This window comes from Actinomadura sp. 6N118, assembly GCF_044326415.1.
Classification (GTDB): domain Bacteria; phylum Actinomycetota; class Actinomycetes; order Streptosporangiales; family Streptosporangiaceae; genus Spirillospora.
In genome coordinates this window covers 16,896-30,985 of record NZ_JBIRAZ010000041.1, presented here as the reverse complement: position 1 = coordinate 30,985, position 14,090 = coordinate 16,896, and the positions used below count along the sequence as shown (strand labels likewise).

Here is a 14,090-nt window from a genome sequence, read left to right as displayed (position 1 = left end):
CGCCGTCGCGCAACAGCAGCGTGTGGTCAAAGAAGGATCTTCACGCCGGCGGAACGCCCAGGAGCCCCGGCACGAGGGCGCGCAGCGTCTCCTGATCCTGGGGGCGGTCCGGCTGGTATTCGGTGATGCCGAGCCCTGCGATCTCGAAGCGTTCGGTGAGCGCGCGCACGGAGGCCCCCAGCTGTGCCGGAGTGATGCCGCCGGGCTCCGGGTAGCTGAGCGACGCGAACGACTCGGGGTCCAGTACGTCCAGGTCAATGTGGACGTAGACGACCCGCGCGCCGGTGGCGGCGACCGCCTCGACGACGTCGGCGGGATCCTTGAGCGTCTCCACGGTCACATGCCGTATGCCAGTGGCCTCGATATACGCGAGTTCCCCCGGATCGAGCGCCCGTGCGCCCGCCAGCACAACCTGAGCCGGGCTCAGCGGGCGCGGCGGAATCAGCTCGCCGGGCCCCTCACCCAGCAGGGTGCGCAGGATCATGCCGTGGAACGCGCCGGACGGTGACGACTCCGGGGTGTTGAGATCTCCGTGGGCGTCGAACCAGACGACGGCGAGCGCGTCCCCATGCTGGGCGACGGCCGCTGACACCGGAGCGAGCTCGACGCCGCAGTCGCCACCGACAGTGACCACGACTTCACCTTCGGCTGCCGCGATGCGTGCGCGGGCACCCGCTGCGATCTCGGCGAGGACGTCCAGGCCACGCACGTCACCCGTTTCCGCTCCTGCCTCGTCGGGCACGGTGACCGTGTACCGGCGGACCGCCGGTACGGCCTCCGCCAGGAGGTGCGCGCCGTCGGCGAGCCGCCGGGCGCGCGCCGCCGCGACACTCGACCCCTGCCATTGCGGAACTTCGACCACCGAGATGTCCACCATGTGCCTATCTTTACCACCTGTAACCGCCCTCCCCGCGTGGACTGGGTACGAGGCGGGCCCGGTGCCGGATACTGTGAGATCCGGTGCCACAGCGATCACCGGAGGGGGCATGGAGGAAATCGGCTTCATGTGCGCCCGCTGCGGCGGTGAGGTGCACGACGTCACGCACAACCGGGAAGGCACGCTGGACGGCGTGGGATACCGCCACAACCAGCGGGTGGAGCCCTGGGACCACGAGCTGGAGCTCGCGGTCGGCAGCGCGGCCCCGCGCGACCACGACTGCGACTTCTGCGGTGTCGCCGGTCCGAGCTGGCTCTACTACCCGACCCTGGACCCCGAAGACACCGACATGTTCGAGGTCGAGCTGGACACCACCCAGCTGTCCGACGACGACACGGCCGTGGCCGTGCTCAACATGCTCTACCCGTGGTACTCCTGCGACACCTGCTCGGTCCTGGTGGCCGACCGCAAGATCGAGCTCCTGATCGCGCGTGCCCTGGAGCTCACCCCCGTTCCAGCGGACGGCCCGGTCGACGAGGAGACCGTGCGGGCCCGCCTCAAGGGTTCGTTCTCCGTGTTCTTCACCACCCGCCCGGGGCGCCCCCAGCCGTCCCGCGCCCTCTGAGCCTGAACCTCGTCCCACCTCAGGGCGTCCAACCGCACATGGAGCGGTGAGGCATGCCCGGACCCCGGGCTCGGGAATGTCCGACCGCCTCAATAGGATCGTTCGCGTTTTGGTCGGATTCCGAACTTTCGGGGGTTGGTGTGTACATCGAGACGCGGTTCTGCGGGCCCGACGGCTCGGGCAACGGCGGCTACGTGGCGGGTCTGCTGGCCGGGCACGTCTCGGCCGGCACGGTCACCGTGACGCTGCGCCTCCCACCGCCGCTGGCCACTCCCCTGTCCGTCACGCAGGAGGACGAGCGCGGCCACAGTGTGCGGCTGTGGCACGGTGAGCTGCTGATCGCCGAGGCGCTGGCCGGTGCGATCGTGGTGCCGCCGGTGCCGCCTGTGCCGTACGAGGCGGCGCTGGAGGCGGCGGAGAAGTTCCGGACCACCGAAAACCACCCGTTCCCCCGCTGCTTCGTGTGCGGCCCCGACCGCGAGCCCGGTGACGGCCTCCGGCTGGAGCCCGGCCCGGTGGGCGAAGGCACCGTGGCCTCCCCCTGGACGCCCGACGGGGCGGCCGGGCCGGAGACGGTGTGGGCGGCGCTGGACTGCCCCGGCGGCTGGGCGTTCGACCCGGCGGGCCGCCCTGCGGTGCTGGGCACGATGACCGCACAGGTGGCCGATCTCCCGGCGGCCGGCGAGCAGTGCGTCGTGATGGGGCTTGCGCGCACCCGCGAGGGCCGCAAACTGCACGCGGCCACGGCGGCGTACGGAGCGGACGGACGGCTGCTGGGCCGCGCGGAGCAGATATGGATCGAGATCGACCCTGACCGCTTCAGGCCGTGAGACCGAAGTCCCGGGCGGACCAGGACTTCCGTCCCGCTTGTCAGCCGACGCTCGCCCCCTTCATGGATGAAGCGTCGGAAATGTGTCGCGTGACGCCAATCCGGCGGGGCAGGATGGCTTCAATGCGTTCAGTCTGAGCACCCGCGACCAACGGAGGTCGGGCCAGATGAGCGGAAGTGGATTCCTCATCCTCTGTGTGGCGGCGCTCGCGGCCTACATGGGCATCTCCTGGGAGCGTGCCCGCCGAGCAATCTTCGACGTGCGCGTCGGCCGGCAGCGCGTCTCCAACCTGCGTCATACGGCGGTCCGGGAGCGGCTGCACGCCGTCCTGATCGTCAGCGCCTCGCTCCTGGTGATCTACCTGATCGCCCGGCACCGCTGAAAGATCGCACGGCGGCACTGAGCACCCCGCACCGCTCAGTGCCCGTGCGCTCAGTGCCCGTGCCCAGAGCGCCCGTGCCCACAATGCCCTGGGCCGCAGCGCGCTGGGCCGCAGCGCCGCAGCGCCCGGCGCGGTGCCCGCGATATTCCGGGGTCAGGGGCCGGTGAAGAGGGGGTCCTCGCGGTCGATCACGAGGTCGTCCCGCAGGTGCGGGTTGCCGCCGTTCATTGGCTGGCCGCCGCCCATCGGGTTGCCGCCGCTCATCTGAGGGCCGCCGCTCATCTGAGGGCTGCCGTTCATCGGGTGGCTGCCGGGCGCCGGGGGCTGTCCGAGACCGTTGGGCGGAGGCGTCGGATAGGGGCCGCTCCGCAACGACGGGTCGCCGGGCTGGGCGTAGCCACCGGTCTGCGAACGGCCTGGGGGCGCGCCCAGTGGCGACGCCGCGGTCCCGTGCGCGGGGACTCCCTGGTGCTGTGCTCCCGCAGGCTGGTGCTGTGCTCCACCGGGCGGGATGTTGGACGAGAGGGTGTTGTGGGTCAGCTGGTCGATCTGGCGGCGTGCGCGGTCGGCCTCGGCGCGGGCCGCGTCCCGTTCCTCGGCCAGCGCGGTGAGCGCGGCCTGCTGCTCGGCGACCGACTGGGAGAGCTGACGCAGCTGGAGCGCCTGGTCGCTGATCGTGGTGTTGAGCTCGTCGCGCTCGGCGATGGCCTGCTGCGCCGTCGTCTGCGCGGCGTCGCGTTCCTTGGCGGCCTCCTCGGCCCGGGAGGCGGCACGCGCCGCCTCGGCCTCGGCCTCCGACTTCGCGCGGTGCGCGGCGGTGCGCTCGGCCTCGGCCTTGCTGGCGGACTGCATGGCCCGCTGGCGCTGCGCCTCGGCATCGCGCATCGCGGTACGCAGGTCCTCGGCCCCCTGTTTGGCCACCGCCGCCTCGACGCGGTGTGTCTCGACCGCGCCCTCGGTCTCGGCGAGCTTGGCGTGCAGGGTCACGAGCTCGGCGCGGCTCGATTCGAGCGCGGCGAGGAGTTCGGTCTCGCGGGCCGCGACGCGGTCGCGTTCACTCTCGGCGGCGAGCTTGGCCGACACCGCCTGCTGCGCGATCTGGTGCGCCTCCTCCCAGGCCTGCTGGGCGGCGTCGCGCTTGGCGGTCGCGAGCTTGGCCTCCTCGCGGGCGCCGCCGGCGTCCTTCTCGGCGGCCTCGGCGCGCTGCCGGGCCGTGGCCGCCTCCTGCCAGGCCTCCTCGGCCTGCCGCTGGGACGCGTCGCGCTCGTTCTGCGCGATCGACAGCTCGCGGGCGGCCTCGGCTCGCACCTCGGCGACGCGCTTCTCCACACCGGCGACGCTCAGCTCGGAGGTCAGCGATTCGGCGAGGAGGTCGGCCGTCTGCTCCAGGCGTTCGACCATCTCCCAGGTCGAGGCGACCTGGCCGGTCAGGCCCGGCGCGTCCCGGCCGCGCTCGCGGCGTTCCAGGGCCTCACGCGCACAGGCGCCGTCGTTGTCCTGGCAATAGCGAATCGTGCGAACGGCCCCCATGGGCTGGGGCACGGGCCGGCTGCAATTGGCGCACGGCCACACCGCGACCGGATCGCCGACGCGCGCCACGGCTGTCTCGGCCTTCGGTGCGGGCGCGGCGGCCTGTGTTGCCTGGATCCTCGCCTGCCCCCCGGGCGTGGTGCCGTCATCGGGGACCGCGGCTTTGGAGGTCACGGCCTTCTCCCCGAGGCCGCCATTGTCGCGCTCATCGCTGTTTGGCATGGGATGAACGATACGCACACTTACTCGTGGCTGCAGTGACTTGGGGGGTATATGGGATCCCCCACGTTCGGTCAGCCAGGGGAACCATCCGGCCGTGGTGCGTCCCGATGGGCCCGCCAGCGGTCCATCAGGCCGTCGAGTTCCTTGCGCATGAACTCAAAGAACTCCATCGCCTCGGTGAGCCGGCGGCCAGCGGGAGTCTCGAGACCGACCACACCCGCACCCTCGGCGAAGCCTCCGGAGTACTGGGCGAGGAGGGCGTCCCGGTTGGCCAGGGCGTCCTGCCATGCTTCGTCACGAACGCGGAAGATGTCGCGCCGCGAGCCCGGCTCCCGTTCCCGGGTGACCAGGTGGAGCCGGGTGAGATAGCGGACCGCGCCGGAGACCGCGGCGGGACTGACCCTGAGCGTCTGGGCCAGCTCGGCGGCGGTGAGGGCGCCCGAGTCGGTGACCATGAGCGCCACGAAGACCCGTGCGGGCATCCGCGGCCAGCCGCTCTCGATCAGGATCGAGGCGAACCGCTCGACGAATCTCGACACGGCCTCGCCGTCACGCACGGACGGGGTCGGGTCGGTCACTCGGCATCATCTCCCCAGGTCGGCTACCCCTTCAGTTTATCCGATTCATAAGATTCACGTTTTCGTGAAACTAGTGTACGTTCTGAATTATGAATACCGCCATCTCTGTGCGCGGCCTCGTCAAGACGTTCGGCCGCACGCGCGCGCTCGATGAGCTCGACCTCACCGTCACGAGCGGGGAGGTGCACGGCTTCCTGGGCCCGAACGGCTCGGGCAAGTCGACGACCATCCGGGTCCTGCTCGGGCTGCTCCGGGCCGACGCCGGCAGCGCCGAGCTCCTGGGTGGAGATCCCTGGCGGGAGGCCACCGAGCTGCACCGCCGCCTGGCGTACGTGCCGGGCGACGTGACGTTGTGGCCCAACCTCAGCGGCGGCGAGGTGATCGACCTGCTGGGCCGGCTGCGCGGCGGGCTCAACCGGCAGCGCCGCCAGGACCTCCTCGAAAGGTTCGAGCTCGACCCGAGGAAGAAGGGCCGCGCCTATTCCAAGGGCAACCGGCAGAAGGTCGGCCTCATCGCGGCCCTCGCGTCCGACGTCGAGCTGCTCATCCTGGACGAGCCGACCTCCGGCCTGGACCCGCTGATGGAGGAGGTCTTCCAGCAGTGCATCCAGGACGAGCGCCAGAGCGGCCGCACCGTCCTGCTCTCCAGCCACATCCTGAGCGAGGTCGAGGCCCTCTGCGACCGGGTGACCATCATCCGCAAGGGCCGCGCGGTGGAGTCGGGCACGCTGAGCGAGCTGCGCCACCTGACCCGCACCTCGATCCAGGCCGAGCTCTCGAGCCCGCCGAACGGCCTGTCCACGATGTCCGGCGTGCACGACGTCGAGATCGACGGCACCAAGATCAAGTTCGAGGTCGACAGCGTCCAGCTCGACCCGGTGCTCAAGCAGCTCGTCCAGTCCGGTGTGGTGAGCCTCACCAGCCAGCCGCCGACGCTGGAAGAGCTGTTCCTGCGGCACTACGAGGACGACCTCGCCGTGCAGAACGCGGAGGGGACCGCGTCATGACCTCCCTCACCGGCACGGGCGGCCTGGTGCGGCTCGTCGTGCGGCGCGACCGCGTCCTGCTGCCGATCTGGACGCTGCTGTTCGGGCTCATGCCGATCAGCTTCGTGGCGTCCATCCGTGACCTTTACCCCACCGGGGCCGACCAGGCGAAATACGCGTCCACCAGCGGAACGAATCCGACGTTCCTGGCACTGTACGGCCAGCTGTGGGACAACGGCATCGGGGGCATCGTCGTCCAGCGCGCCGGGCTCATCCCGGTCATGCTGGGCCTGGTCAGCGCGCTCACCGTCATCCGCCACACCCGCACCGAGGAGGAGGCCGGCCGGCGGGAACTCGTCGGCGCCACCGTGGTCGGGCGGCACGCCGCGCTGGCCGCGGCACTGATCGTGACCATCGCCGCCAACCTGGTGATCGGCGCCCTGCTGGCCCTCGGCATGACGGGCCAGGACCTGCCGGCCGCCGGATCGGTCGCTTTCGGGCTCCAGTTGGCCATGGTCGGCATCGTCTTCGCCGCCATCGCCGGCGTGGCCGCACAACTCACGGAGGGCTCGGGTGCCGCGCGCGGGCTGGCGCTGGGCACGCTGGGGGTGCTGTTCGTCGTACGGCTCGCCGCAGACGTCGGCGGAAAGGACGGCGGTCTGTCCTGGCTGGCATGGCTGTCCCCGCTCGGCTGGGGCAATCGCCTCCGGCCGTACGGCGGCGAGCAGTGGTGGGTGCTGGCCTTGTTCGCCGCGCTCATCCTGGCGCTGGTCTACGCCTCGGTCGCGCTCTCGGCGCGGCGCGATGTCGGCGCCGGTTTCCTGCCGCCGCGGCTCGGCCCCGCCACCGCGGCCCGCGGACTGTCCACCCCGCTGGGCTTGGCCTGGCGGCTGCACCGGGCCACGCTGCTCGGCTGGACCGTTGGGCTCGGCGCCCTGGGCGTCGTGTACGGCAGCGTCGCCGAAGGAGTCAAGACCATGGTGGAGGACAACCCCGACCTGGAGAAGTACTTCACCCGGATCGGCGGTCAGGAGGGGCTCATCGACGCCTTCCTCGCCTCCTCTCTGAGCATTCTGGGCGTCATCGCCTCGGGCTATGCCATCCAGGCCGCGCTGCGGATGCGCACGGAGGAGACGTCAGGCCGGGCCGAGCCGGTGCTGGGCACCGCGACCAGCCGGAGCGGCTGGGTCGCCAGCCACCTGGCCTTCTCGCTCTTCGGCCCCACCGTCGCGCTGCTGGCGAGCGGCCTCGCCGTGGGCTTCGCGCACGGGATCAACTCCGGTGACGTGGGCGGTCAGCTGCCGCGTGTTCTGGGCGCCGCGCTGGTGCAGCTGCCCGCCGTCTGGCTTCTCACCGGCATCGCCCTCGCGTTGTTCGGGCTGCTCCCCCGGCTCACCGCCGTCGTCTGGGGAGCCCTGGCACTGTTCTTCCTGCTCGGTCAGTTCGGCGCCGTTCTCCAGCTCAGTCAGAGCGTGATGGACATCTCGCCGTTCACCCATATTCCGAAGCTGCCCGGGGGCGAGCTGCAGGTGGCGCCGCTGGCCTGGCTGCTGGCCCTGACCACGATCCTCGTCGTCGCGGGTCTCTACGGCTTCCGCCGCCGCGATCTTGAGACCACCTGAGCCTGCCGATCGGCGATCGACCGCCCGGGACGCGGCGCTCCCCTGCCGCGCCCGGGCCGCCGTTCGACGCCCAGGCACCCTGGGATGACCCGTCGATATGCTCCCGGAATGGCCGAAATGAAGTGCACCCAGTGCGGCTCGCCCGACCTGGAGCCGGGTTTCATCGAGGACGCGGGCGAGGCCTCCAAGGGCTTCGCGCGCTGGATCGCCGGGCCTCTGGAGCGTGGGGTGTTCGGCGGCGCGAAGCGATTCGGCAAGGAACGCTGGCTGGTGGACGCCTTCCGGTGCCGGCAGTGCGCGCACCTGGAGCTCTTCGCCGGCCACAGGAGCTGATTCAGCGCTGACTCAGCCGGTGGGCCGGTAGGGCTCGGCCAGCCAGTACCCGGGGTCGTCACGCGGCGGAACGTCCGGCGTGCCGAGCAGCCGCAACATCCGGCGCAGCTGCGGGTTCCGGTTTTGCCGATGCCAGACAACCGACCACGGGGCCAGCGGCACAGGATCCACGAGCCGGATGCGGCGCAGGCCGGAGTCCTCTGGCACCTCGATGGAGGCCTCGCCGAGCGCGACCGCGCGGCCCTCGCGCCGGACCATCTCGACGTAGTGGCGGAGGCCGACAGCGGGCTCGGTGAAACGAATCGGGACGCCGAACTGCTGCGCGAGCCGTGTCAGGAAACCGCGAGCCTCGGTGGCGTCACCCGGATCGGGCATCACGATCCCCGCGTCACGCAGCTCCTCCGGCCGCATCGTCTCCCGGTCCGCGAGGGGATGCTCGCCGCCGACGAACGCGTGCATCGGCTGGACGTGCGACAACCGGTGCTCCAGCTCCGGCGGCAAAGGCGCACCGAGATCGTGGACCTGGCCGAACGCGGCGTCGATCTCGCGGCTCCACACGGCGGGCAGCGCGACCGCTAGCCCCTGGCGCATGCTGGGCTCGATCCGCAGCTCCGGGTCGCGGTCGAGCAGCTCGCGGAGCACTTCGAGGGGGCTGAACCGCTCGTCGTAGACGTCCACTCGCAACCGCCCGGCGCTCTCCCGCACGGAGTCCACGGCCGCTTCGAACGAGGCCAGTGCGTCTTTCGCCTTCGGCAGCAGGCGGCGTCCTGCCGGAGTCAGCTCGACCCGGCGTGTGGTGCGTTCGAACAGCGGAACCCCGAGCGCCTCTTCGAGCCGCCGGATGCGCTTGGAGAGGGCCTGCTGGCTGAGGTACATCCGTTCGGCCGCCCTGCCGAAGTGCATCTCCTCGGCAGTGGCCACGAAGGCGCGCATGCCCTGGAGATCCACGTCCATGACCTCAGGATCGATTCACAACCCGCGGTTGTCAAAATCGCGCCAACGGCTGTTGGACACCCGGCATGAGCAGCGGATTTCCTGATGCCATGACCCATACCGCCATGACCAATGACTCCACCCCCGCGCTCTCCATCGGCGATCCGGTCTTCCAGCGGCTGCTCCAGCAGCGCATCGTCTTCCTGGGACAGGAGGTGGACGACGCCATCGCCAACCGGATCTGCGGCGAGATGTTGCTGCTGTCCGCCGAGGACCGCACGCGGGACATCCACCTTTACATCAACTCCCCCGGCGGCTCCGTCACCGCCGGGATGGCCATCTACGACGTCATGCAGTACATCCCGAACGACGTGGCGACGTTGTCGCTGGGCTTCACAGCGTCCATGGGCCAGTTCCTGCTCTGCGCAGGCACGCCCGGCAAGCGCTTCGCCCTTCCGCATGCGCGGATCCTGATGCACCAGCCGTCCGGCGGGATCGGCGGCACGGCCTCCGACATCGCCGTCCAGGCCGAGAACATGATCTTCACCAAGCGCACGATGCAACGGCTGATCGCCCACCACACCGGCCAGACCGTCGAACGGATCGAGGCCGACTCCGACCGTGACCGCTGGTTCACCGCCGAGGAAGCCCAGGCCTACGGCTTCGTGGACGAGGTGGTAGGCAGCGTGCCGAGCATCCCCGCCGCGCCCGCCGGCGTCTGACACCTGGACGCTGGGGTGACCGGCGTCTGACCACCGGAGTAGGGGCGCCCGGCGTAGGGGCGCCGAGCCTGACTGCCCGGTTATGGCGTGAGCTGGGCCATCGCCTTGCGGATTCGCTTGTCGGATACCGGATAGCGGGTGCCGAGCTGCACTGCGAAGAGACTGACTCGCAGCTCCTCCAGCATCCAGCGAATCTGCCGCGCCGCTTCGTCGTCGCGGCGGGCCGGGTGGAGCCGCTGCAGTGTCTGCTCGTACTCCTGCTCCAACACCGCGACCTGATGCGACAGCTGACGGTCGCGGTTCGGGTTTTCGGGGAGCTTGTCGAGCCGGATCTGCAGCGCCCGGAGATAACGCGGCAGGTCCGCCAGGCGATGCCAGCCGGTCTCGGTGACGAACCCCGGGTGGATGAGCTTCCCGAGGCGGTCGCGGATGTCGGTCAGCGACGGTACGAGCGTCAGGCTGGTGGTGCCGCGCAGGCGCCGATCGATCTCGTGGGACTCGGCGAGGATCCGTTCCACCTGCGCCACGATCGCCGCCGTGGCGTCGTGGAGCTCGGCCCTGACGTGGTCGTAGAGGCGGGTGAAGGCCCCCTCGTCCCACGCCGGCCCCCCGGCCTCGGCGATCAGCCGGTCGGCGGCGGCGGTGACGCAGTCGTCGAAGAGCGCGGCCACCGACCCGTGCGGGTTGTGGCTGAGAGCGAGCTTGCCCTGGTTGGTGAGCCGTCCCTGGATGAGCTTGGCCGGGGACGGCGCGTTCAGCAGGACGAGACGCCGCGTGCCCCGCCACATGGCGCGGCGCTGCTCGGCCTCCGTCTCGTACATCCGCACGGCGACGCTGTCGCTCTCGTCGGTCAGGGCCGGATAGGCCTTGACCTCATAGCCCGCCTGCTTGCGCTCGTAGGTGCGCGGCAGCTCGCCGATCGTCCACTCGCGCAGGCCCGCGCGTTCGAGGCCGTCCGCCGATGCCGCCTTGGACAACGTCCCGCGCACCTTGCCCTTGAGCTTGCGCTTAAGGGCGTCCAGGTCGAGGTCCTCGGCGAGCGTGCGTTTGCGGTCGTCGACCACGCGGAAGGTGAGGTGCAGGTGTGCGGGGAGCCGGGACAGGTCCCAGGCCTCGCGGGCGACCGGCACGCTGCTCATGGCGGTGAGCTCGCGTTCGAGGGCGTCGAGCAGCGGCTCGGTGCGCGGTGCCACGCGTTCCAGAACGCGGCGCGCGAAGTCGGGGGCCGGCACGAAGTTGACACGCAGCTGCTTGGGCAGCGAGCGGATGAGCTCGGTGACCAGCTCCGCGCGCAGGCCCGGCACCTGCCACTCGAACCCGTCTGGTCTGACCTGGTTGAGCACCTGCAACGGGATGTGCACGGTGACGCCGTCGGCATCGGTGCCCGGCTCGAACTGGTAGGTCAGGCGAAGGCGCAGCGGCCCCTGCTGCCATACGTCGGGGTAGTCGGCCTCGCTGACGTCGTCGGCGCTCTCGTTGATGAGCATCGACTTCTCGAAGTTGAGCAGGTCGGGCTCGGTATGGCGGGCCTTCTTCCACCAGGAGTCGAAGTGGCGGCCGGAGACGACGTCGTCGGGGACACGTTCGTCGTAGAACTCGAAGAGCGTCTCGTCGTCCACGAGGATGTCGCGGCGCCGGGCGCGGTGCTCCAGCTCCTCGACCTCTTCGAGGAGCTCGCGGTTGTCGCGGAAGAACTCGTGATGGGTCTCCCAGTCGCCTTCGACCAGCGCGTGCCGGATGAACAGCTCACGGGAGAGCTCAGGGTCGATGCGACCGTAGTTGACGTTGCGCTGAGCCACGATGGGCACGCCGTAGAGCGTGACCTTCTCGTACGCGAGGACGGCCGCCTGTTTCTTCGACCAGTGCGGTTCGCTGTAGTTGCGTTTGACGAGGTGCTCGGCGAGCGGCTCGATCCACTCTGGCTCGATCTTGGCGTTGATGCGTCCCCAGAGCCGGGAGGTCTCGACGAGCTCGGCGGCCATCACCCAGCGCGGCGGCTTCTTGAACAGCGCCGATCCGGGGAAGACGGCGAACTTGGCGCCGCGCGCACCGAGGTATTCCTGGCCGCGCCGCCGTGGATCCTTCTTGTCCGTGCCCTTTTTTTCAGTGTCCTTCTTGTCGGTGTCCATCAGGCCGATGTGCGACAGCAGGCCCGCCAGCAACGAGATGTGCACGCGGTCGGGTGGCGCGTCGGCGCTGTTGACGGTGACGCCCAGCGATTTGGCGACCTGGCGGAGCTGGCTGTGCAGGTCCTGCCATTCGCGTACGCGCAGGAAATGCAGGAACTCGTTCTTGCACATTCGCCTGAACGCGCTCCCCGAGAGCTCGCGCTGCTTCTCGCGCAGGTAGTTCCAGAGGTTGAGGTACGCCATGAAGTCGGACGTCGGATCGGCGAAGCGGCGATGCTGCTCGTCGGCGGCCTGCTGATGCTCGGCGGGCCGTTCGCGCGGATCCTGGATGGACAGCGCGGCCGCGATGACCAGGACCTCGCGCACGCACCCGTTCTTGTCGGCCTCCAGCACCATCCGCGCCAGCCGCGGGTCGACCGGCAGCTGCGCCAGCTGGCGGCCCAGCGGGGTGAGGCGCTTGCGCGGGTCGGCCTCGGTGGGATCGATCGCGCCCAGCTCGTGCAGCAGATCGACACCGGCCTTGATGTTGCGCCGGTCCGGCGGCTCGACGAACGGGAACGCGGCGATGTCGCCGAGGCCGAGGGAGGTCATCTGCAGGATGACCGAGGCCAGGTTGGTCCGCAGGATCTCCGGATCGGTGAACTCGGGCCGGGACTCGAAGTCCTCCTCCGAGTAGAGCCGGATGCAGATGCCCTCCGACACACGGCCGCAGCGGCCCTTCCGCTGGTTGGCGGACGCCTGGGAGACCGCCTCGATGGGCAGCCGCTGCACCTTGAGGCGGTGGCTGTAGCGGGAGATGCGCGCCGTGCCGGGGTCGACGACGTACTTGATGCCCGGCACCGTGAGCGAGGTCTCGGCGACGTTGGTCGCCAGCACGATCCGGCGACCTCGGTGGGCCTGGAAGACCCGGTGTTGTTCGGCTGCCGACAGCCGTGCGTAGAGCGGCAGGATCTCGGTGCTCTGGCCCTTGCGCCCCTGGACGTGTTTCTGGAGGGCGTCGGCCGTGTCGCGGATCTCGCGTTCGCCGCTCAGGAAGACGAGGACGTCGCCGGGTGCCTCCAGCGCCAGCTCGTCCACCGCGTCCAGGATCCCCTGGATCTGGTCGCCATCGGATTCGGGGCCCGTGTCTTCTGCGAACGGGCGGTACCGGACCTCCACCGGATAGGTGCGGCCGGACACCTCGACGATCGGCGCGTCGTCGAAGTGCTCGGAGAACCGCTCCGGATCGATGGTCGCCGAGGTGATGATGATCTTGAGGTCGGGGCGGCGGGGCAGGATCTCCTTGAGATAGCCCAGCAGGAAGTCGATGTTGAGGCTGCGCTCGTGCGCCTCGTCGATGATCAGCGTGTCGTACTGGCGCAGCAGCCGGTCGGTCTGGATCTCGGCGAGCAGGATGCCGTCGGTCATCAGCTTGACGAGCGTGTTGTCGCTGGAGTGGTCGGTGAACCGGACCTTGTAGCCGACCGCCTCGCCGAGCGGCGTCGCGAGCTCCTCGGCGATCCGGTCGGCGACCGTGCGCGCCGCCAGCCGCCGCGGCTGGGTGTGGCCGATCGCCCCGTGGATCCCGCGGCCCAGCTCCAGGCAGATCTTGGGCAGCTGGGTGGTCTTGCCGGATCCGGTCTCGCCCGCGACGATCACGATCTGGTGATCGCGGATCGCGGCCAGCAGATCGTCGCGCTTCTGGCTGACCGGCAACTCCGGCGGATAGGTGATCGCGGGCATGGCCGCGCGCCGCCGTGCCACCCGCCGCTCGGCGGCGTCGATGTCGGCGGCTATCTCGCCGGTGATCTTGTCCCGCCTCTTGGCGTCCCGCATCTTCTGCGTGCCATCGATACGGCGGCGGAGCCGATGCTGGTCTCGCAGCATCAGCTCCGGCAGGCGCGCGCGCAGATCGGCGAGCGGCGATTTCACAGGCGTCCTCATACGTTGGCTAAGGATATGACTCCAGGCCGCAGGGCCTGTCCAGCGGGCGAACGGAACCGGCCGGTCTTGCCGGCCGCCCTGCCGATCTTCCCTGCCGATCTTTCCTGGCGGCCTTCCCAGCGGGTCACCCCGCAACCTTGGCACCGTAGCCTCCCGGGTCGCCGGGGGGCGATCCATTTTTCCGGGCGGGCACCGACGCGGCGGGGGTGGTCGCACCGGGCCTTCGACGTTGGCCTCCGGCGTTAGGCGCACCGGGCCTTTGGCAGGCCGGTGAGGACCCGGGGGGCAACCCGATGACGGCCTTTTGTCCAACATTTGCCAGTGCGGGCGCATTCCTGGGTTTGTTATGGACTTGTCCACCGGTTGACCAGGAAAGATCCGGAAACGGGGTCCTTCCG

General features: G+C 70.2%; 12 protein-coding genes. 7 read left to right on the top strand and 5 right to left on the bottom strand.

Going from position 1 to position 14,090, the window contains the following annotated elements; all coding sequences use genetic code 11:
• Positions 1–40: 40 nt before the first annotated feature.
• The gene (locus ACH34W_RS52570) at positions 41–877 is read right to left on the bottom strand and encodes an arginase family protein (protein ID WP_395968822.1); all 837 of its coding nucleotides are present in this window, start codon (positions 875–877) and stop codon (positions 41–43) included.
• Between the two features lie 109 nt (positions 878–986).
• On the opposite strand from ACH34W_RS52570, the gene ACH34W_RS52565 reads away from it, so the two are divergent.
• The 3 genes from ACH34W_RS52565 (at position 987) to ACH34W_RS52555 (ending at position 2,714) form a co-directional block, all read left to right on the top strand.
• Positions 987–1,502 (top strand): hypothetical protein, encoded by a 516-nt coding sequence (locus ACH34W_RS52565; RefSeq protein WP_395968821.1) that lies wholly within the window; start codon positions 987–989, stop codon positions 1,500–1,502.
• Positions 1,503–1,642: 140 nt separating this feature from the next.
• Positions 1,643–2,332: a hypothetical protein gene (locus ACH34W_RS52560; RefSeq protein ID WP_395968820.1), complete on the top strand. Its 690-nt coding sequence runs from the start codon at positions 1,643–1,645 to the stop codon at positions 2,330–2,332.
• A gap of 166 nt (positions 2,333–2,498) precedes the next feature.
• Entirely contained in the window at positions 2,499–2,714 is a 216-nt protein-coding gene (locus tag ACH34W_RS52555) for a hypothetical protein (protein ID WP_395968819.1), read from the top strand.
• A 153-nt stretch (positions 2,715–2,867) separates the two neighbouring features.
• On the opposite strand, the gene ACH34W_RS52550 is transcribed toward ACH34W_RS52555, so the two are convergent.
• Both ACH34W_RS52550 and ACH34W_RS52545 read right to left on the bottom strand, forming a co-directional pair.
• Positions 2,868–4,466 carry a chromosome segregation ATPase gene (locus tag ACH34W_RS52550; RefSeq protein WP_395968818.1) on the bottom strand — a complete coding sequence of 533 codons (1,599 nt, stop codon included), beginning with the start codon at positions 4,464–4,466 and terminating at the stop codon, positions 2,868–2,870.
• 71 nt (positions 4,467–4,537) lie between these two features.
• Positions 4,538–5,044, bottom strand: a complete 507-nt coding sequence (locus ACH34W_RS52545) for a GbsR/MarR family transcriptional regulator (protein ID WP_395968817.1) — start codon at positions 5,042–5,044, stop codon at positions 4,538–4,540.
• Between the two features lie 89 nt (positions 5,045–5,133).
• Here ACH34W_RS52545 and ACH34W_RS52540 point away from each other — a divergent pair, with 89 nt between their 5' ends.
• From ACH34W_RS52540 to ACH34W_RS52530, 3 genes are all read left to right on the top strand, one after another.
• Positions 5,134–6,051 (top strand): ATP-binding cassette domain-containing protein, encoded by a 918-nt coding sequence (locus ACH34W_RS52540; protein ID WP_395968816.1) that lies wholly within the window; start codon positions 5,134–5,136, stop codon positions 6,049–6,051.
• Complete coding sequence (locus ACH34W_RS52535; RefSeq protein WP_395968815.1) at positions 6,048–7,652, top strand: ABC transporter permease; 1,605 nt, start codon at positions 6,048–6,050, stop codon at positions 7,650–7,652. The genes ACH34W_RS52540 and ACH34W_RS52535 overlap by 4 nt, the downstream gene beginning before the upstream one ends.
• 108 nt (positions 7,653–7,760) lie before the next feature.
• Positions 7,761–7,985 carry a hypothetical protein gene (locus tag ACH34W_RS52530; RefSeq protein ID WP_395968814.1) on the top strand — a complete coding sequence of 75 codons (225 nt, stop codon included), beginning with the start codon at positions 7,761–7,763 and terminating at the stop codon, positions 7,983–7,985.
• Positions 7,986–7,997: 12 nt separating this feature from the next.
• Here ACH34W_RS52530 and ACH34W_RS52525 read toward each other — a convergent pair whose 3' ends face one another.
• A complete protein-coding gene (locus ACH34W_RS52525) occupies positions 7,998–8,939 on the bottom strand; it encodes a LysR family transcriptional regulator (protein ID WP_395968813.1) in 942 nt (313 codons plus the stop codon).
• A 104-nt stretch (positions 8,940–9,043) separates the two neighbouring features.
• Here ACH34W_RS52525 and ACH34W_RS52520 point away from each other — a divergent pair, with 104 nt between their 5' ends.
• Positions 9,044–9,640: an ATP-dependent Clp protease proteolytic subunit gene (locus ACH34W_RS52520; RefSeq protein WP_395968812.1), complete on the top strand. Its 597-nt coding sequence runs from the start codon at positions 9,044–9,046 to the stop codon at positions 9,638–9,640.
• A gap of 80 nt (positions 9,641–9,720) precedes the next feature.
• Here the strand turns inward: ACH34W_RS52520 and hrpA are convergent, their stop codons facing one another.
• Positions 9,721–13,692 carry an ATP-dependent RNA helicase HrpA gene (gene hrpA / locus ACH34W_RS52515; protein WP_395968811.1) on the bottom strand — a complete coding sequence of 1,324 codons (3,972 nt, stop codon included), beginning with the start codon at positions 13,690–13,692 and terminating at the stop codon, positions 9,721–9,723.
• Positions 13,693–14,090 lie beyond the last annotated feature (398 nt).